An 18,356-nucleotide genomic window follows, 5' to 3' on the forward strand; every position below is an offset into this window, starting at 1 on the left:
CCGTCGGGTTCTTCCCCCGTCAACAGTGCCGGGCGCACTTCAGTCGAACGGCTCAAAGACCCACTCGGACGGCGGAGAAGCCCACCAAACAGAGCCGGTCCGGCTCCGCATTGGTTAGACACGTTCCCGGACAGCGGCCGCTGCCGCCCCCAGCCTGTGCGCAAGGAGCCCATTCCCCCATGAGCAGCACACGATCCGACTTCCGATTCGCGCACGCTCCGGGCGCGTTGCCGGGACTGGGGCATGCACTGCGCATCTGGAGAACACCGCTGTCCTTCCTCTGCTCCCTGCCGTCCCAGGGAGATCTCGTACGCCTCCGACTCGGACGGCAGCCCGTCTATGTGGTCTGCCATCCGGAGCTGGCCGACCAGGTGCTGCGGGACTCCCACACGTTCCCCAAAGGGGGCCTGGGATACATCCAGACACGCACGCTTCTCGGCGACGGCCTCTTCACGTGCCCGAACGCCGAGCACAAGCGGACACGACGGCTGCTCCAGCCACCGTTCCAGCGCACCCGCGTCGCCGATTACATCCCCGCCATGGTCGAGACGGCGGACGCGGTGACCGGGGCCTGGCGATCCGGCGTTCCGTGCGACGTGATGCGCGAGATGACAGCCGTGGCCGCGATGATCGGCGTGCGCACGATGTTTGCCGCGGAGATCACGGAGCACTACCGCGACGAAACCCAGGCCTGCATCGGGGAGATCATCGGCGGGATCCACCACGAGGTGCTCACCTCCGCGCTCGGAGTGCGGTGGCTGTTCCCCCACCGCACCCGCCGCTTCCACCGGACGCTGGCCAGGTACGAGCAGATCATCGACGCAGTGATCCTCGCCTACCGCCGCTCCGGCGAGGACCACCCGGACATCCTCTCCATGCTTATGACGGCACGCGACGACGCCGGGGAGCCGATGAGCGACCGCGAGGTGCGCGACAACGTCATCACCATGTTCACCGCAGCGACAGCAGCGGGTCGCGCCAGCGCCATGGTGTGGGCCCTGCACCTGCTCGACCGCCACCCGGACATCGCCCGTCGTGTCCGGCACGAGATCGACTCCGTCCTGGGAGACGAACCACCGGACATTGCGGCGCTACAACGCCTGGAACTCACCCGGCAGGTCGTCCTGGAGACACTGCGGCTGTATCCGCACGGCTGGCTCATCCCTCGCAGCGTCTCCACTCCCGTCGAACTGGCCGGGCAGATCCTGCCGCCCGGCACCAACTTGCTCGTCAGCCCGTACCAGCTACACCGCCAACCACGTCTCTTCCCCGACCCCGAGCGGTTCGACCCCGACCGGTGGGCAACCGAAGACCCCGGCCCCCGCGAGGCGTACATCCCGTTCGGCAACGGATCCCGCAAGTGCCTCGGAGAAGCCTTCGCACTCACCGAGATCGTCGTCGTCCTCGCCCGGGTCCTCCAGAGCTGGACCCTGCACGGGCAAACCGCCTCCTCGCGCCCCGCGGTCCCTCGCGTCAACACGCTGCTGGAGGCACCGCCCCTGGTCATGACGCCGCAGCCACGTACCTCCCGCAGCAAGCAGGTGAACAGGCCCGCACAGACCCGCTCACCCGGCGGCGCGGACGCGCGGACGTACAGCGAAGAAGGGAACTCGTGACCGTCTCCCCACCCACGGCCACCCGCACCGCACTCAGCGCGCGGGGCATTCACAAGGCATTCGGCAAACACGTCGTACTGGCCGACGTCGACCTCACCATCCGTTCCGGTGAGACCGTCGGCGTCGTCGGGGAGAACGGCGCCGGCAAGACCACCCTCCTGCGCATCCTGTGCGGTGACCTACGCCCGGACAAGGGCACCGTCACGGTCGACGGCACGCTCAGCCATTGCCCCCAACACCCCGTTCTCAACAACGCCCTCACACCGTTCCAGCACCTTCGCCTGTTCCAGGAAGCCTTCCGCCTCCCCAACCTCGAACCTGCCCACGCGCTGATCGACCAGCTCGCCTTCGCCGGCCATCTCCACCGTCCCGTCAGAGTCCTCAGCGGCGGCACACGGCAGAAGCTCAGCCTCGTCCTCGCCCTCATGCACGAACCCGACGTGGTGCTGCTGGACGAGCCCTATCAAGGCTTCGACTGGCAGACCTACCTGGCCTTCTGGGACCTCGCCGCCGCCCGCCGTGCGGCCGGGCGCACCACCGTCGTCATCTCCCACCTCGCCTACGACATCGACCGTCTGGACGCCGTCATCCAACTCAGTCACAAAGCGGCCGTCAGGACCAAGGGAGCCAGCCGGTGAGGGCCTACCGCATCGCGGCCCGCTACAACCTGGCCGAACTCGCCAAGAACACACTCGCCGCCCTCCTGCTAGCCGTCCTCCTCCCGCTGTGGATCCTCGCCGCGCCGCAAATCTTCGCGCCCGCCTCGCTGACCTTCCGGCTCCGCGCCACCGGTCGGACACTCACGGCCTCAACGGACCAGGTGGGTATGATCCATGGTTGCCTCGGCATCGTCATGCTCCTGATGGCCTTCCTCACCTTCAGCGCCGCCCGTCAGTCCGGCCCCTTCGACCGCCGGCTCACCGCCGCCGGCTACCCGCGCACCCCGCTCCTACTAGCCAAGGCGACCTCGCTGCTCTCAGCCGCCGCACTCGTCGCCCTGTACACCACCGTATGGACGCTGGCCGTATGGTCGCCCCGCCACCTGGGGTTCCTGTGGCTCGGACTGTTCACCGCGAGCCTGGTCTACGGAACACTCGGACTCGTCCTCGCGCTCTTCCTTCCCGGCGAACTCGAGGGCATGGTCGTCATCTTCGTCACCAGCAACCTCGACCTGCTGCCACAAAGCCCCCTGGTCAACCCCGACCCGCATGGGTTCCTGGGCCCCCTCCTGCCCATGTACGGCTCCACACAGACCTGCCTCGCCGCTGGACTCGCCACCACGACCCCACTCCGGGCCGTAGCCGCAAGCCTCACCTGGACAGGGACCCTCACCCTCATCGCCCTCCTCGCCTTCTGGATCCGCACCCGCGAGCGGCACTTGGTGACCCTTGACGCTAGCCTCGCGCTTTCACGCGGCAGGGCGTCCAGTGGTTGATCAGAAACGCGGAGAGTGCTCCTGACCTGACCCTATGAGGGCGGGGGCTTCACCGCCGGGTGCGTTCGGAGCACCCTGTTGGTGGGGGAGCCGAATCGGGGTCGGGTGGCCCACGACGCAGGCTTACGTAGGGATCGATGTGCATCGCCGCCGGTCGCAGATCGCCGTGCTGGACGAGGGCGGCCGGACGGCGGTGAACCGCAACGTCGTCAACGGACGCAAGACGGTGCTGGGCGTGATCGGCGATCTGCCGGTGGGCACGCCGGTGGCGTTCGAGGCGGCGCTCGGCTGGGGCTGGCTGATCGAGCTGCTCCAGGACTACGGCTTCGAGCCACACATGGCCCGTTGCAGTGCAAGGCGATCGCCTTGGCCCGGCTGAAGAACGACAAGGTCGACGCGGCCGCCCCGGCCCATCTGCTGCGCACGGATCTGCTGCCCGAGGCATGGATCGCTCCCGCAGCAATACGCGAGCAGCGGGCCGTGTTGCGCCACCGCGCCCAGCTCGTGCGGCTGCGGACCTTGTCCACGCGGTCCTCGCCGACTACGGCTGTGACCGCATGGGCAGCGCCTGGAACTGCTGGAGTGGCACGGGCCGCGCCTGGCTGGCACAGCTGCCGCTGGCGGACACCGCCCGCGGCGCGGTCGCCGGCCGGCTGGAGGTCATCGACGCGCTGCAGGTGGTCATCGACCGGCTGGATGCCGCGCTCGCCCAGGCCGCGAAGGCGGATCCGCGGGTCAAGTCGCTGACCGCGCTGCCCGGCATCGGCCCGCTCACCGCCATGGTCATCGTGGCGGAGATCGGCGACATCCGCCGGTTCCCCTCGGCCTGCAAGCTCGCCTCGTGGGCTGGGCGCACGCCCACGCTCCGCAGCTCGGACCGCACCGCGCGCTACGGGCACATCTCCAAGCAGGGCGATCGTGGCTGCGCTCGATCATGAACCAGGGCGCGCAGACCGCCAAGCGCGTCCCGCCCTACGCCGCGTGTTTCGAGCAGATCGCCGACCGCGCACCTGAAGATCGCCACCGTCGCGGTCGCCCGCAAGCTCCTCACCCACGCCTACTACGTGCTGCGCGACCTCGACGCCGCGCAGCAGCCGAAGGAGCCGTGCATCACGGCATGACGACCACCCCTGAAGGACGGGACGACAAGCCCCGGGCGAGCTCGCATCGCTGCATGAGCCGGCCACGCCGCGCTCGTTGACCTGAATGAGCAGCCCGGCCCCCGAAGCAAGGTCGTTATCCGGCCCGGCCGGCCGGGATCGAATAGGTGCGTGCGAGTCCCCTCCGCACGACCAGCACTCGGGGGACCACGGCCCAACACCCCAGTCCACAGCCGTGGCCAACCCGGCACGGGCCCCCGCAGCTCGCACCGGGCCGTGGCATCGTGCGCCTTGACAGCCCCCGCCCTCATGGGTGCACCGATGAGACTTGTCTAGGGTCCAGGTCGTCGCGTGAAAGAAGCACTCTCCAGGTGAAGAAGCGTATCGGGTCCTACCCGCGTGTCCGCGTCGAGGGCGGCGGTCGCGGGGTCGTCTCGCAGGCCGGGGCCGTGCTGCTGGTCGAGACGGTCCGCAACTCCGGTCTGGATCAGGCGATATCGGCGGCATTGGCGCCGTGGCGCAAGCCGCGGGCGGTGCATGATCCGGGCAAGATCCTGCTGGATGTGGCGCTCGCGGTGGCACTCGGCGGGGACTGCCTGGCCGATGTGGGCACGTTGCGGGCCGAGCCGGCCGTGTTCGGGCCGGTGGCCTCTGACCCCACGGTCTCCCGGCTGATCAGCACGCTGGCGTCGGGCGGACAGCAGGTCCTGGCCGCGCTGCGCACCGCCCGTGCCGAAGTACGCGAACACGTCTGGCGGTTGGCCGGGGAAGCGGCGCCGGACGCGGACGGGCAGGTGATCGTGGACATCGACGGGGTCCTCGTCCTGGCCCACTCCGAGAAGCAGGACGCAGCCGCGACCTGGAAGAAGACGTTCGGGCACCACCCGCTGATGGGGTTCGTCGACCATGGCCGGGGCGGGTCCGGCGAGCCGGTCGTGGGTCTGTTGCGGCCCGGCAACGCGGGCTCCAACACCGCCGCGGACCACATCGAGGCCACCAGACTGGCCCTGGCCCAGCTGCCGAAGCGGTTGCGGCGCGGGCGGCAGACGCTGATCCGTACCGACTCCGGTGGCGGCACCCACGAGTTCGTCGCCTGGCTCGCCCAGCGCGGACGGTGGCTGTCGTACTCAGTCGGCATGACCATCACCGACGCCATCCACCAGGCCGTCCTGAAGGTCCCTGCCTCGGCCTGGACACCGGCCGTGGAAGCCGACGGCGAGATCCGCGACGGAGCCTGGGTTGCCGAACTCGCCGGTGACTGCCTGACCGGCTGGCCCAACGGGCTGCGGCTGATCGTGCGGAAGGAACGGCCGCACCCCGGTGCCCAGTTGCGCTTCACCGACGCCGACGGCATGCGCCTTACCTGCTTTGCCACCAACACGGCGGGCGAGGCGATCGCCACCCTTGAACTGCGCCACCGCCAGCGTGCCCGTGCCGAGGACCGCATCCGCGCCGCCCGCGCCACCGGCCTGCTCAACCTTCCCCTCCACGACGCCGCGCAGAACCAGATCTGGCTGGAGATCATCCAGATCGCCCTGGACCTGCTCGCCTGGATGCCCCTGCTCGCCCTGACCGGCAAGGCCCGCCTGTGGGAGCCCCGCCGCCTGCGGCTTCGGCTGTTCTCCACCGCCGCCCAGCTCATCACCACCGGCCGCCGCCGCATCCTCCGCCTGGCCAGGCACTGGCCCTGGACCGACGTGATCACCGATGCCCTGGACCGGCTCCACGCCCTCCCGAACCCCGGCTGACCAGTACCTTCCCATCCCTGCGAGCAGCACCACTCCGACCGGAGCCGTGGAACCCGGCGCACACCCGACGCGACAACCGGGCCATCAGCCTGCCCACACTCCGAAAACCCCCACCAACACTCACCACAAAGGCTCCGGCAGCAAGCTGACGCACCCTCATGAACGATCGAGGCTAACGCCTCCAATACCGCCTCGAGACACTCGACGGCTTCATAGCAGGCACCGGACTGTGCCTCGACGATCCAGCGTCACCCTGACGAGCCGAAGTCAGTAGCGTTCTGCCGCCGGATCACGTGCAGGTGAGGGCCTCGGTACTAGCACCCCAGGACCGAGGAGTCAACAGCGAAGTGCACATCGGCCCGCCGTAGCCCGACGACCTGGCTTCGGGGTAGACCGGCACGAGCCATCAGCAGCAAAATGAGACGATCGCGGCGCGAGCGGCAAACCCTGAACAGGGCCAGGACCTCCTCATCAGAGGCCCGGTCGACAGCCTTCGACTCCGACCGCACCCGATGGGTCGCGCGAACGTGATAGCGCGCTTCACCATCGGCGCCCACCTGCGGCTCGACATCAGGGAGAGCCGCACCCTCGTAGAGCGCAGGCATCACCCACGACGGGACAGCCCGAACCTGTGAAGCATGTCGAAGGAAGCCTCGGACCGCGGTCAGCACGAGGTTGATCCGCGCTCCGCCGCGTACCGGCTTGGCACCTGCACCGGGAACGACCAGCCCGTTTCCGGGTCCGGCATCGCAGGCGGCCAGCTCTCGCGGGGTGTGCCGCAGCCACAGAATGAACATGCCAAGATCTGCGGCGGCAGTCCGCCAGTCGCGGCCCGTGCGTTCGCACCACCGCAGGTACAGAGCGATGCCATGGGCGTACGTCTTCGTCGTCAGCTCCGCGAGATCCCTGGCAAGTCTCAGGTTCCGAAGGCGACGACGTCGTAGTTCGCGTCCAGCACCGTCCAGTACCGCATTCCGGAGGGGAGGGTGATCGGGAAGGCTTGCATGCTTTCGGCTCCAGATGTCCTGGTTTACGTGTACGTCAACCGCCACGTGAACCACACAGACACGGAGTTGTTGCAGAACGAGCTGAGACACGAGTGGGCACCGCGTCCCACCACAGGGAGAAGAACCCTAGAAAACCGGGCGGATCACCTCGTCCCGGCACAGGGACACAAACGGACCCTCGTGCAGGATCACGGTCCGCGTCCGCTGCCAGCCCATGGCCATCCCCCTCGCCTCGGCCTTCGCCCACTCGGCGCTGGTGCCCAGGAGCGGTACGCCTGAACAGGTCCGTGCGCGCGGCAATATAGCGGCGGATCCCCGGTTACCGAAACCGGGGATCCGCCGCATCCTTGGAGATCCACCGCCATCCCCTGACCGACACGTCGAAGGGCGACACCACGACGGCAGACCACAACTTCATCCGGGCCCCAACCGTCCACGCCCAGGAGCCGCGCACACCGCTACGCCGCTGCGTAGCTGAGGCGGAACAGGTCCTGGGCGCGCTCCAGGTCCCGCTCCGTACGCAGTTGCAGCTCCAGGTCACCCGTGCCGTGGTGACCGACCCCCGTCACATCCCGGGCGAAGCCGGGAACCAGGTCGACCGACTTCGGGTCGACCTTGAGGTAGACGAGGAGTTTGGTCTGCTGCGGCGGGCAGACGCAGGCGAAGTTCCGCAGCCGCTGGTAGGCGCAGTACTGCTTGCGCTGGACACGGGTGACCCCATCACCCAGGCCAAGCAGCACCCCGTCGACCGCCTCGGACAACTCCACCGGGCCCCCACCCTCAGTCCGGGCAGGCGACGACCCGGCCGCACGCCGGCGCAGCCGCCTGGTGGTGGCCGAGTTCCCCGTTACGGAGGCCACCGTCTCAAGGCCGAAGAGGTCGTTGCCGAAGTATCGATAGCGGACCAGGTCGATCGAGCGCCGGTGCTCGCGTACGGCGTGCGCGTCGTAGCGAGTGAAGTCGCCAGCAATGCAGATCAGCCGAGGTGCGCTCCACAGGATCTGGGACGCAGCCGTGCCCCCGAGCCGGTCGCGGACCAGGTTCCGGAAGGCATCCTTGTGGGCCATGAGCCACGCCATGTAGTAGAGGCCCTGGTTGATCACACCTGCGTCGGTGCCGCGCTTGTACTCGACGATCACCGGCGCCCCGTTCTCGTCGAGACCCAGCGAGTCGATCCGCCCGCCGTCGACGCAGTCGATGACGTACTCGCTCGCCAGGAACGTGACGCCCAGCATCTTCTCCATGCGCGCCTCGACGAGATCCTGCACATCCGCCTCGACGTCCGCGAGACGCGGCATCACCTCGGCAACGCCGCCTGCCGTGCTGAACAGCTTCAGACCGACCACTCCCCCACTCTCGATCACGATGCCAGAGGGGAACGCCGCACCGTCCAGGGATATTTCCGCCACCACCGCCAATTCGAGAAGGGACCAACGCGCAAGACATGTACCGACAGGACAACCCGCCACAGGGCGCCCCTCATAGCCCCGCCCACATCCGCGCCACCTGGGGCGGCACAGGCAGCGTAGAAGATGCCTCTAGGGCATTCGGGTTCTCCCGGGCCAAGGGGTACGACCTGGTCCGCCGCGGCGAGTTCCCCTGCCGGGTACTACGCATCGGCCGCACCACCCGCGTCGTCACCGCCTCCCTGCTCCGCGTCCTCGACAGTGGCGAGCCCGAGTACAGCGGAACCCACGACACGCACCAAGCGCCAGTGTGACCCACCGCGCGCAGAAGTCCCCGCCGGATGATCCGGACGCTGTTGGTTAATCCGGGGTCTGCGTGAGGACGGCCACCCGGTTGGGGTTGTGCAGGCCGTCGTCTTATTCAGGGGTGGGTTCGTGTCGTTGCGCGAGGTGGAGCTGGCGGAGTTCCCGGAGGAGACCGTGCGGGTTGGCGCGTGCGGTGTTCCCGAAGAGCTGTCTGGTGATGTGGGTGCGGGATGCGCTCGGGACGGTCCTCGCCGATGCCGCCTTCACACAGCTGTCTGCGTTGCAGGGGCGGCCGACGGCATCTCCGGCGCGGCTGGCTGACCACTTCACCGGCGCGATCCTCAATCTCGCCCGCATCGATGCCTGGCTCACCGGCAAGCCCCTCGCCCGCACCCACCCTCCGCAGCACTCCGCCCCGCCGGATGAGCTCCGGCGGGGCGGTTTTCCCTACAGCGTCCGGATGCTCCGGCGGGGGCTTCTGCTTATCACCGTGTCACAGCCCCTACGAGCCAGCTCCCGACTGGTATCTGTCCGACCAGATGGTAGATCTCCCGGGCCGCGAAGCGTTTGAGGCAACGGCCGAGTTGGCGCCGGGTCTTGCCCTGGCGGCCTGAAGGAGCCACTCCACGCGGTCGCCTACTGTGCCTGCCGCTTCACGTACCCGACTGCGGTCATGCCGGCAGAGTAGACGAACGCCACGACAGCCCCGCCGGAAGCAACGGCGGTGAGCGGGGGCTGCCCGAGAACGGCACAGCCGACCCCGGCGGTAAGCCCAACAATCATGGCAATCAAGGCGACAACGACGACGTGGTACACGCGGTGGTCGCAGACAGAAGTAGTTGCAGACAAGGAAGGCCCTCCCAAGCAAGGTCAGAGCGCCGTCACGAAGCCAGGGCAGGAGCCAACCCGCCGCCGGATCTGAGTCACGACGTCGCCGCCCAACGGGCGTCGCCATAGGAGAGCGCCGGCCAGACGCCCCTATAGGGACTCTGCCGCCACGCCGTAGCGATCGGCCATCTGCACCGATACACCTTGCCTTTCAAGGATCTCGTCAACCACGTACAGAGTAGCCAACACCACTGACATTCGCACGAGTTAGCAGGATCCGTCTGGAGTGGAGGGCTTACCGGTGTCGAGCCGCACCGGCATCCGCGAGGAACCCGAAGCAGAACTTCAACGTTCCAGCAAGGCGAAGACGACGCGCCGGCGGGTTGGCCAGGTAGTCGTTCGCCCGCCCCCAGTCCCTACGGTCTCTGGGGAGCGACTCGTACCAGGCAAGACCTCGGGCATTGCACTCGCGACACAGCAGGCCGCGAACGCACGCTCCGCATATGGACCAGGCGGCGTCCGACGGCTTACAGCATGCGTGATCGTGGTCGATGTTCCAATGCGCGGAGCTTCCGTCGCGGTCGGGCCCTTGCCCGCACAACGCGCATACTCCGCCCTGAAGGTCCAGGATGGCCCTCAGATCGCCTGCCGTCAGATTGTATCGGCGGCCTTGCCGGGCTAACCGACTACAACTCTGGCAGTGCCCCGGGCGTCGGCCTTCTCCCCAGTATTTGACGGTGACGCCGCATCCCTCGCAGTCGTGCAAGGTGTCGCGTGTCAGCGGAACTCCGTAGCCACCTACCATCCCTCGACGATAGCGGGCCGCACTGACATCACTCCGACCACGGCAGCGCAGATCCCCTCGGCCACGTACATGCCCATCGGCCCCGGGACCGTACCAGCCGGATCGGAGACGGTGCTGGGCCCGCGCGTCGCCCACCGTCGTTGCCCTCAACGGCGCGAGCTCGGCCCCGGATTCCAGGGCATCCGCCGACTGGCCGGGCTCGTTGAGCAGCGTATGAGCAGCACGCCGGGCGGTTTCACCGCTCCCCAGGACGCCGCGGACGCGATCGTCGATGAGATCCTGCGCCGCCGGATCAATGCCGAAGCCTCCCGTCGTGAGACGGCCCAGCAGTTCGTCCAAGCCGTGAAGACGTTCGAGGCGGAGGTGGAGGAGCGTGTGCTGCATGTGGCGCTCGCGCATCTCCTGGGCAACGGAGATGCACAGGCGTTCGTGCAGGAATCCGTCCATCGCCGCTACATGGGTGGCGTCTGCATGAAGCCCGGTACGGGAGAGGTCGTACTCTCCCGGAGGGGCTCGCGCTCAAGCCCAGCTGACCTCGAACGGTCCCAGGCCACTGCCCTGAGGAAGCCGTCAACCACGACGTCAGCCCGGATCGCAAGGTCGTCGCTCGATGGACGGAAGGCGCAGATCACGCGGCATCCCCCGGGCCCGCCGGTGCGTTGAGGCGGTTCGACGACCCCAGCAGGGGACGTCGCGTGATCGATGGGGATGGCATGCCCGGCACGTTCGTGTTCCTGAAGGAAGAGTTCCAGATCGACGGGGTCTGGGGCAGCATCGATCTGGATGCGTCCCTGCGGCAGCTGCGGGCCGGCATCGGGTCCGGGGGCAGCACGGTGTCCGAGGCGGCGTTCGCAGTCAACTCCGTCCCCGGTCCCCAGGCCACCGCACCGTCTCCCCCGGACCATCTGCCGATCGAGACCATCGACAAGCTGGCCGCCATCGCCCGGGATGTCCTCAAGGACGCGGCGCGCAGCGGTGGCTCACTTCTGACGTGGGGTGACCTGCGGCTGCGGATGGCGGGCGGGTTGCCGCACCTGCACCCGGACGACCAAGGTGAACTCCTGGTCGCCGTCGACCAGGAGACACCGGTCGGTGAACCGCTCCGCGAACGCATACCCGAGCCAGACCTTCCCGCCCACTGGGCCACCGAAGTCCTGCGCCTGCGCCAAACCTGGCGCCACCGCTGACCTGCCGCACTCAGCGAACGGCGTCCGGGCCCAGCCCGCCTGCCGTTCAGCTCGGTCGCGGACACCCGCCGGCCCCGGCTCGCTACACTGTTCCCCCACGACTGCACGCGGCTACGGGTAGACACCGAGCTCGTAGTGGCACACCCCGGCGTACACGGTCACGGTGCCGTCGTCGTGCATCTCGCCCCAGGGGCGCTCCGGGAGTGAGATGTCCAGGAAGCTGCCGGAGCAGCCCTTGCAGCAGTCGAAATGGTCCTGCCACGCTGTCACGTCCGCTTCGGTGCGAGGGTTGCGCATCGTATGGACGTCGTGACCGCTGCACTCGTCGTTCGGGCACGGTGCGCCGTGGCCACAGTCCGCGGTGCCGCACGGGCAGGGACGGTCGCACCCGGCCGGTTCCCAGTCCTGGGTGATCACGGCGCGTTCTCGGGGTGACTTCCGATCCGCTGTCAGGGCTGCCACGACATCCTGCCGGGACGCCCCGGTCGCTTTCTGCACGGCGTCCGTGAGCGCGACCACGTTGCCGAGGTCGGGATCAGTGCCCGAAAGCCATACGGTCGGTGAGCCGGACGAGTCGGCCTCGTTGCGGTACAGCCTCGCGAAGAACGAACGCGTCCCCGTGTCGTATCCCCAGTCGCTGCCCCGCTCCCAGCCGCGAAGCGGCAGGGCGAGGGTGAAGTCCTCGATGATTCGCTGCCCTTGTGGGACGTAGAGCGCGGTCATACGGTGCCAGCGGCAATGCGCCAGATCGCCGTGGGCGATGGCGGTGCAGGCGTCGTTGAGGGCCGGATTCCCTCGGCAGCGCCGCTTGGTGCGATGGGCACGGCAATACGTCTGCGTCGCCTCGATGAGCTGGTCGCACTGCCGTCCCCCCGTGTCGCTGGGTGCCATACAGCGCTGGCGGTGCGCGGCGGCGGGGTGGCGATTGGCCAGCGTGCCGTCGGCCCGCTGCTGTTCGATCTCGCGGTGGATCCGGGCCACGCTCTCATTGCGCGCCGCGCCCTGCAGCGGGTAGACGGTGCCTTTCGTCGTCAGCAGGTTCGTGAAGGTGTCCGGGGCGAGTTGCGGCTCCAGCAGCAGTCGCAGACCGTCCTCGCCGATCGGGTACTCCACCGCTTCACCCGACGGGAGGACGCTGCGCAGGCGCCGACTGGTGACCAGTTCGAGCCACATATCCAGCATCAGTTCGCAGTCATCAGAAATGGGCTGGAAGAACCAGCGCTCCTCCGCGTCATGAATAGTGCGGATGCCGCGGTGTGCCTCGGTCCGCGACGCTGTCTTCGCCCGTTCCCGCAGTTCCTGGGCGCCCGCCAACGTGGTGAGGTCCAGACGCGCCGCACGAGATGCGCCGCCGCCGACCACATGACGGGCGGCATACAGCGTGTCCACCGTCTTCGCGGCCAGCACGCCGACGTCCACCACGTCGCCGTAGGTCCGCAGGCATCGGTAGTCACCGTCGAAGAGATTGTGGCCGATGATCAGGTCGACGTCTCCGGCCGCGGCACGGAGGTTCGACAGATTCTGGTCTCGGAACGTGTGAAAGGCTGTTTGCCGCCAGAATTCCTGTCCCGGCAGGTCGGCGGCCTCCTGTCGTTCCATCACCAAGAAGCCGACGACGTCGATATCCCAGCGCTCGGGCAGGCCCCGGCCCGCTACCCGCGCATAGTCCACATCCAGCACTCCCACCGTGCGGGGAGATCCTGGGGGCAGCCGCCGTACCGCAGGCGTGCGATAAACGGGCGCGTGGCCATACCTGTCGGCGTCCACGATGCTCGGGTCCGGCGCCACAACCGGAGTCCACGCCTCCAAGTCCTCCGCGCTGGCATAGGCGCCGTCACTTCCTCCGCGCGTACACACCGAGTGCGCCACATAGAAGGCGAACCCTCGTCGCCGCGAATTCAACGCGCCTGGATCATTGGCGAGTTAGCTCTCGGAAAACACCCACAGGTAGACCGGGACGGCCAGGTCGGACCGCAGGTACCACCCCGCTTGGAGCGGCGCCCGAGGGGAATCGACCTGCGGGACGAAATCGGATGAGTATCCGGCGGGAGGCTGCGCCGTGAACTCCAAGAGTGGCTGGCCGGACTCCCGACCCGCGTCGATCAACGCCTGAAAGGTCCACCCGCGCGACGGCACCCGCGGGCCACCGAGTTTGATCACGGAGGGCAGTTGCTCGTGCGGGGCAACCTCGCCGGTGCGCCGGGCTCGCGACGGTGGCTTCTTCTTCCTCTTTTTCGGCATACGCGGGACAGTAGCCACCCCCTCTGACTACGACCGCACCCCAAGGCGACCTACCCGACGATCCGTTGATCTTCCCGGCATCGGGGTACCGCCCCCGGTAGGAGCGCTTGTACGCGTCATCCGCCATGCCAACGCCGGGCCAGATGCCGGCCAACTCGGCCTGCGGCAGGGCGAGCGCGTCGGAGACGTCCTGCGTGTGGCCGTCCAGGCGCTGCCTCGTGAAGAACGGATCCGCGAAGGGGGAACTGCTCCCCCGTTCCATCCCCCGCCAGGCCCACCCGGTGACGAGCACGCCATCCACGAGGAACCAGGACCGCGATCATCGAGGTGACGGCTTTCGGGAACCCGCTGAGCCGAGTGCGCAGACACCGCAGCCAAACGACACACCCCGCAGCTTTGCGGTCAAGCCGCGTCAGAGACCGTCAGCAGAGCGGGTGACCATTTGCGGGCCAGGGGTGGACGCAAGTGCTGGGCGCCGCCGCCCCCGGCCGAACCGGTCGCGTGACGGCCTCTACGTCTGCCATCGAGGACATCGCCAGGCTCACGACGGATCATCCCCAGACAGCGGCCGAGAGACAGGTTGCCCTACCGAATCGGCACCGAGCCAACGCGGCAGCAGCGCTGCCCCGTTGGGTGTGCGTCCAGAGGCTTCGCCCAACACCACTCATGGATCGCCCAGTTGGGCTGTCAGTGGTGCGTGATACCCATGGAGACATCACACTCCTGCGGATCATGCGCGGAATATTTTGGGGGATAAAGCCGTGTATTCTCAGTGGAGTTGAGACTTGCCAGGGTTGGAGGTGGACTGTGAGTGATCAGCAAGGATTGCTGGCGGATCCCGCCATGCTCGCCCTGGCGCGCGACTCTCGGGGGTGGACCCAGTCCGAGCTTGCCGAACAGATGTCGCGCGTGGAGGGCAACCGCATCACGCAGGGATACGTAAGCCGGGCCGAAGCCGGACGCATCACGGTCCGGGCCGAGCGGGTCCTCTTGTTCGCCGCCGCGCTTCGCTTCACACCCGAGATGCTGTGCCAGGCCATTGATACGGCCGGGGTAGGCATCGGGCTGATACACCACCGTAAGCGGGCCTCACTGGGAGCCCCCGCGCTGCGCCGGATCCATGCGACGCTGGCGCTCACCCGCCTCCAGGTCGAAGCGGTGACGCAGGCGGCGGCCCTCTGTCGTCCCCACCGGTTCAGGCCCATTGAGGTCAACGATTTCGACACTCCCGCGGACGCTGCGGAGACGCTGCGCGAGGAGTGGAGCGTTCCCGCTGGCCCCGTCGACGACCTGGTCGCGCTACTCGAAGACGCTGGCGCCCTGGTCGTGGTCCGCGATCTGGGCACCACCGACCTCGACGCCGTGAGCCAGTGGCCGCATGACAGGGCGCCGCTGGTGCTCCTCAACTCTAGTGCCCCTGGGGATCGTTCACGTTTCAGTCTCGCTCACGAGCTGGGCCATCTGATGATGCACCGCGAGCCGGGCGAGGGACGTACACAGGAGGCCCAGGCCGACCGGTTCGCCGCCGAGTTCCTCATGCCGCACGAGGTGATCCTGGGCGAGCTGAAGCCCGGCATCGACGTCGCCCGCCTCATGGACCTCAAAGCCCGTTGGGGGGTCTCCATGGCCGCTCTCATCCGGCGGGCCGTGGACCTGGGCGTGATCAGCGAATGGCAGTACCGCACGCTCATGGTCGAGTTGTCCGCACTCGGCTACCGCACCAACGAACCAATCGTCATCCGGCGCGAGACCCCGCGCCATATCGCTCAGGCCGTCACCTGGCTTGAGGAACAGCACCACCTCAGTGCGACCGAGACCGCTCACCTGGCGGGCCTGGGTCGTGAGGAGTTCCACGAGATCTACTTGTGCGCTTCTTCTCCGTCCGGACACAAGGACGTACCGGACCCTTCTGCGAGGTGATTCATGAGCAACGCCCCCGATCCCAGGCGGCGACCGCCCGCCGTGAAAACGCTCGACCACACCGTGGCAGCGGTGCCGCTTCTGCAGGGACGTGTACTGCTGCACGAACATACCCAGCCAGTTCCCCGTCCTCGTCCTGCCCTGGATGATGACCTGGGCGGCGTGGTCATGACCGGTGCCAACGCCGACACTCGAGCGTTCCAGCTCCGCGCCGACGTCGGCTACCAGGGCACTCTGCTGATCGACAGCGCCGTGTACGCCACCTACACGGCAACGGCGGAGGAGCCGTTCATGGCTCCCCCCGACGAACTGTTCGGCGCCGTGGACGACTCCTTGAACTTCCAGAAGGCTCGGGGAGCAAGCGCAGCACTGACACCCACCGGCTACATACCGCCGGCGAACTCCCGTGCCCTCAAGGCAGTACTACGGGAAGCCAACCGGATCGAGCGAGCGGACACCCTGGTCTCCCTACCGATCGATGTCACCTGGCTGAACCGGGAGAACATCGGGCAGCTGATCGCGGTCTGCGCCAAGATCCACCACCCCAAGGCCATCATCCTCTTTCGCCAGTTCGACCCGCTGGAACAAGCGAAGGATATTCCGGCCAACCTGCGGCGGCTGTTCACCGAGGTCGAGCACATGTCGCTCTTGCGCACAGACCTCGCAGCCCTCGACGTGATGGCGCATGGCGCCCTCTGCGCGGGAATCGGCGTCCGAAGCTCACTCCGCCACGCGATACCGCCCGACGAGAAGGCCCAGATTGGCAAGCGAGGTGGCGGGCCAACGTATCCGCACGTGCTGATGCCACAGCTGATGTGCTTCAAAGGTGCCGAGTCGCTGTCCACCCTCTACGCCAACGCAGATCCGGCAACCTGCGCCTGCGAGGAGTGCAACGGGCGCGGTCTCGACCGCTTCTTCCTGTCCGACGGAGAAACGCGGCGTGAGGCTGACAGCCACAACATTTTCACCTGGAGTGAATGGGTCAGCGACATGGCCAGCTACCGGGCGGGCACCGAGCGCAAGACGTGGTGGCGCAACAAATGCGCCGCGGCCGTCGACCGCTACGCACTGGAAAACCAGCGCATCGGGCAGGGAGCTACCCCCAGGTCCGGATTCCAAGTACCCGCGCCGCTCAAGGCATGGGCGACGCTGCCCGTCACGCCATAGCCTAACGCGAGACCTCAGGCCAGCTGGCGGTGGACGTCTTCCAGGAACTTCCAGCCAGCAACCGTATGGCGCCTGCGCACGAAGGGACTTGGTGGCACAACGACCTCGACTGCAGCCCCCTGGACGTGCAGCAATCCAATGCCGTAGAAGTCAGCGCGCATCACAGCCTCGTCCTTGCGCCGCAACACACCATCGATCAATACGGAACGAGCTGTGAACGGTGTAAACCGCTCCGCCTGCTCCATCGCCGACTCCCAGCCGCGTCCGGGCACAAACACCATGTCGACGTAGACCGGCTGGGTCGCCAGACGGGTAATCAATCCATCGCGTCGAACCACCGCCCCCTTCGGGAGGCACTTCAATGCCCGGCGCTCCCTGTCGCTCAGTGATCCGGCGGGAACAGGCTCGCCGAGTGGCAACGCCATCAGGAGGTTCAGGGCATCCGGTCGCGTCAGCGGAGCCATCCCCGCCGCTGCCCGTCGCTCCCGCTCTTGAGCCTCGAAGCGGTAGGCCGCGACGACCTTCACCCCAAAGGCTTCAACAACCGCCAGGCTCGCTTCGCGGGGCACGAGATCGCCAGGAGCCAGCGCTCCCGCAACCACACCCAAGGGCTCTCGTGCCGCGATTGCCATCGACCAACCCGCTCTCGTCCTGCACCGACGCTCTCCCCAACAGGGCTGTACGCGCACATCCTTACCGCCTGCCCCGCGCCTCCGGAAGCAGCCTCAACAACAAAACCAACGCACCTCAACCAGCCCTCGACACGGGAACGCATCCAAACGAACGGCAAGGCTAGTACGGACACTCGTGCGACCGCCGACCGCCTCCCCGGATAGCTCCGCATCGGCCATCCGCCGCCCCCTCGCAGCACAATCTGCACCCACAACAGGTCGCGGACGAGCGACTGCGATCGTAACCATCCCGCGGCACAATGCCTACAGCTGTTCGAATCATTGGACGCATCCCGCTCAAGGGGAAGCACCTACGCCCAAGCCGCGGCCGCCCCCTGCCACGTCATCGGCTCCGTAGGCAGAACCCCCGCCGAAACCGGCCGACGGGGGTCAACATCTGTCACGCCCGAGTCACCAATAGCGTTGACGGGCCTGGACTGCGAGTTCCCAACTCGGTCAAAGGCTACCGACCTGGACCACATGGACGCCAGAAGACGACTTCGCCTACCTGTGCCATGTAGTACCGCGGGAAGATCCTCCGCTGGCATCACATACCAAGATCCGGACCAGGGGCGGACCAACTCGGCTTCGCATCGGGCGATTCCACCCATTGCCGCAGGTCAGAAGCGGGTAAGTCGTGTACCACAAGGAGACCAAGAACATCTTTTGTAGCTACTCGCCCAAGAAACTTGGATTCTTCTAGGGTGCTTGAAGTGGGCGCTGAACTGGGAATTTCCCACCAGAGCCCATTTACCTCCACCTCATCACGCGAGGCCCATTTGTAGTAATTGCCCGATTCATCACGTTGGCGCCGGCTTCCTGAGCCGTCCTTCCGGACCAGTCACGGACCAAACAGCGGGCTACCTGGAAGCGGCAAGTCAATCGCCAGAGGCAGGACATCGAACAATGCACGGTTCGG

At 67.5% G+C, this 18,356-nt stretch carries 15 protein-coding genes and 1 pseudogene; 11 read left to right on the forward strand and 5 right to left on the reverse strand.

What is annotated here, in order from left to right; translation table 11 throughout:
- Positions 1-179 precede the first annotated feature (179 nt).
- The 7 genes and pseudogenes from AC4OXY_RS11315 to AC4OXY_RS11345 all read left to right on the forward strand — a co-directional run.
- Positions 180-1,616 carry a cytochrome P450 gene (locus AC4OXY_RS11315; protein ID WP_491993838.1) on the forward strand — a complete coding sequence of 479 codons (1,437 nt, stop codon included), beginning with the start codon at positions 180-182 and terminating at the stop codon, positions 1,614-1,616.
- Positions 1,613-2,254: an ATP-binding cassette domain-containing protein gene (locus AC4OXY_RS11320; RefSeq protein ID WP_491993839.1), complete on the forward strand. Its 642-nt coding sequence runs from the start codon at positions 1,613-1,615 to the stop codon at positions 2,252-2,254. The genes AC4OXY_RS11315 and AC4OXY_RS11320 overlap by 4 nt, the downstream gene beginning before the upstream one ends.
- A complete protein-coding gene (locus AC4OXY_RS11325; RefSeq protein ID WP_071384599.1) occupies positions 2,251-3,051 on the forward strand; it encodes a hypothetical protein in 801 nt (266 codons plus the stop codon). Before AC4OXY_RS11320 ends, AC4OXY_RS11325 begins: the two co-directional genes overlap by 4 nt.
- A gap of 139 nt (positions 3,052-3,190) precedes the next feature.
- Positions 3,191-3,430, forward strand: a complete 240-nt coding sequence (locus AC4OXY_RS11330) for a hypothetical protein (RefSeq protein ID WP_491993840.1) — start codon at positions 3,191-3,193, stop codon at positions 3,428-3,430.
- A 178-nt stretch (positions 3,431-3,608) separates the two neighbouring features.
- Positions 3,609-3,989 carry a transposase gene (locus tag AC4OXY_RS11335; protein ID WP_491993841.1) on the forward strand — a complete coding sequence of 127 codons (381 nt, stop codon included), beginning with the start codon at positions 3,609-3,611 and terminating at the stop codon, positions 3,987-3,989.
- 533 nt (positions 3,990-4,522) lie between these two features.
- Positions 4,523-5,899 carry an IS1380 family transposase gene (locus AC4OXY_RS11340; protein WP_491993842.1) on the forward strand — a complete coding sequence of 459 codons (1,377 nt, stop codon included), beginning with the start codon at positions 4,523-4,525 and terminating at the stop codon, positions 5,897-5,899.
- Positions 5,900-6,075: 176 nt separating this feature from the next.
- Positions 6,076-6,156 (forward strand): annotated as a pseudogene (locus tag AC4OXY_RS11345) (transposase); the annotation flags it as partial.
- 57 nt (positions 6,157-6,213) lie between these two features.
- Here the strand turns inward: AC4OXY_RS11345 and AC4OXY_RS11350 are convergent.
- The 3 genes from AC4OXY_RS11350 to AC4OXY_RS11360 all read right to left on the reverse strand — a co-directional run bounded on the left by AC4OXY_RS11350 (position 6,214) and on the right by AC4OXY_RS11360 (position 10,251).
- The gene (locus AC4OXY_RS11350) at positions 6,214-6,696 is read right to left on the reverse strand and encodes a hypothetical protein (RefSeq protein WP_491993843.1); all 483 of its coding nucleotides are present in this window, start codon (positions 6,694-6,696) and stop codon (positions 6,214-6,216) included.
- A 668-nt stretch (positions 6,697-7,364) separates the two neighbouring features.
- Positions 7,365-8,252 (reverse strand): DUF5655 domain-containing protein, encoded by an 888-nt coding sequence (locus AC4OXY_RS11355; protein ID WP_491994814.1) that lies wholly within the window; start codon positions 8,250-8,252, stop codon positions 7,365-7,367.
- Positions 8,253-9,741: 1,489 nt separating this feature from the next.
- Positions 9,742-10,251: an endonuclease domain-containing protein gene (locus AC4OXY_RS11360; RefSeq protein WP_491994815.1), complete on the reverse strand. Its 510-nt coding sequence runs from the start codon at positions 10,249-10,251 to the stop codon at positions 9,742-9,744.
- A gap of 213 nt (positions 10,252-10,464) precedes the next feature.
- Between AC4OXY_RS11360 and AC4OXY_RS11365 the strand changes: the two genes are divergently transcribed.
- Both AC4OXY_RS11365 and AC4OXY_RS11370 read left to right on the forward strand, forming a co-directional pair.
- Positions 10,465-10,914 (forward strand): hypothetical protein, encoded by a 450-nt coding sequence (locus tag AC4OXY_RS11365; RefSeq protein ID WP_491994836.1) that lies wholly within the window; start codon positions 10,465-10,467, stop codon positions 10,912-10,914.
- Positions 10,915-10,964: 50 nt separating this feature from the next.
- Complete coding sequence (locus AC4OXY_RS11370; RefSeq protein WP_491993844.1) at positions 10,965-11,438, forward strand: hypothetical protein; 474 nt, start codon at positions 10,965-10,967, stop codon at positions 11,436-11,438.
- A 111-nt stretch (positions 11,439-11,549) separates the two neighbouring features.
- On the opposite strand, the gene AC4OXY_RS11375 is transcribed toward AC4OXY_RS11370, so the two are convergent.
- Positions 11,550-13,124: a hypothetical protein gene (locus AC4OXY_RS11375; protein WP_491993845.1), complete on the reverse strand. Its 1,575-nt coding sequence runs from the start codon at positions 13,122-13,124 to the stop codon at positions 11,550-11,552.
- A 1,362-nt stretch (positions 13,125-14,486) separates the two neighbouring features.
- Between AC4OXY_RS11375 and AC4OXY_RS11380 the strand changes: the two genes are divergently transcribed.
- Together AC4OXY_RS11380 and AC4OXY_RS11385 are read left to right on the forward strand one after the other, a co-directional pair.
- Positions 14,487-15,599, forward strand: coding sequence for an ImmA/IrrE family metallo-endopeptidase (locus tag AC4OXY_RS11380; protein ID WP_491993846.1), 1,113 nt, complete (start codon positions 14,487-14,489; stop codon positions 15,597-15,599).
- Positions 15,600-15,602: 3 nt separating this feature from the next.
- Positions 15,603-16,766, forward strand: coding sequence for a hypothetical protein (locus AC4OXY_RS11385; RefSeq protein ID WP_491993847.1), 1,164 nt, complete (start codon positions 15,603-15,605; stop codon positions 16,764-16,766).
- A 14-nt stretch (positions 16,767-16,780) separates the two neighbouring features.
- Here AC4OXY_RS11385 and AC4OXY_RS11390 read toward each other — a convergent pair whose 3' ends face one another.
- Complete coding sequence (locus tag AC4OXY_RS11390) at positions 16,781-17,398, reverse strand: hypothetical protein (protein WP_491993848.1); 618 nt, start codon at positions 17,396-17,398, stop codon at positions 16,781-16,783.
- Positions 17,399-18,356: the final 958 nt, after the last annotated feature.

The organism is Streptomyces sp. HUAS MG56, from assembly GCF_058673395.1.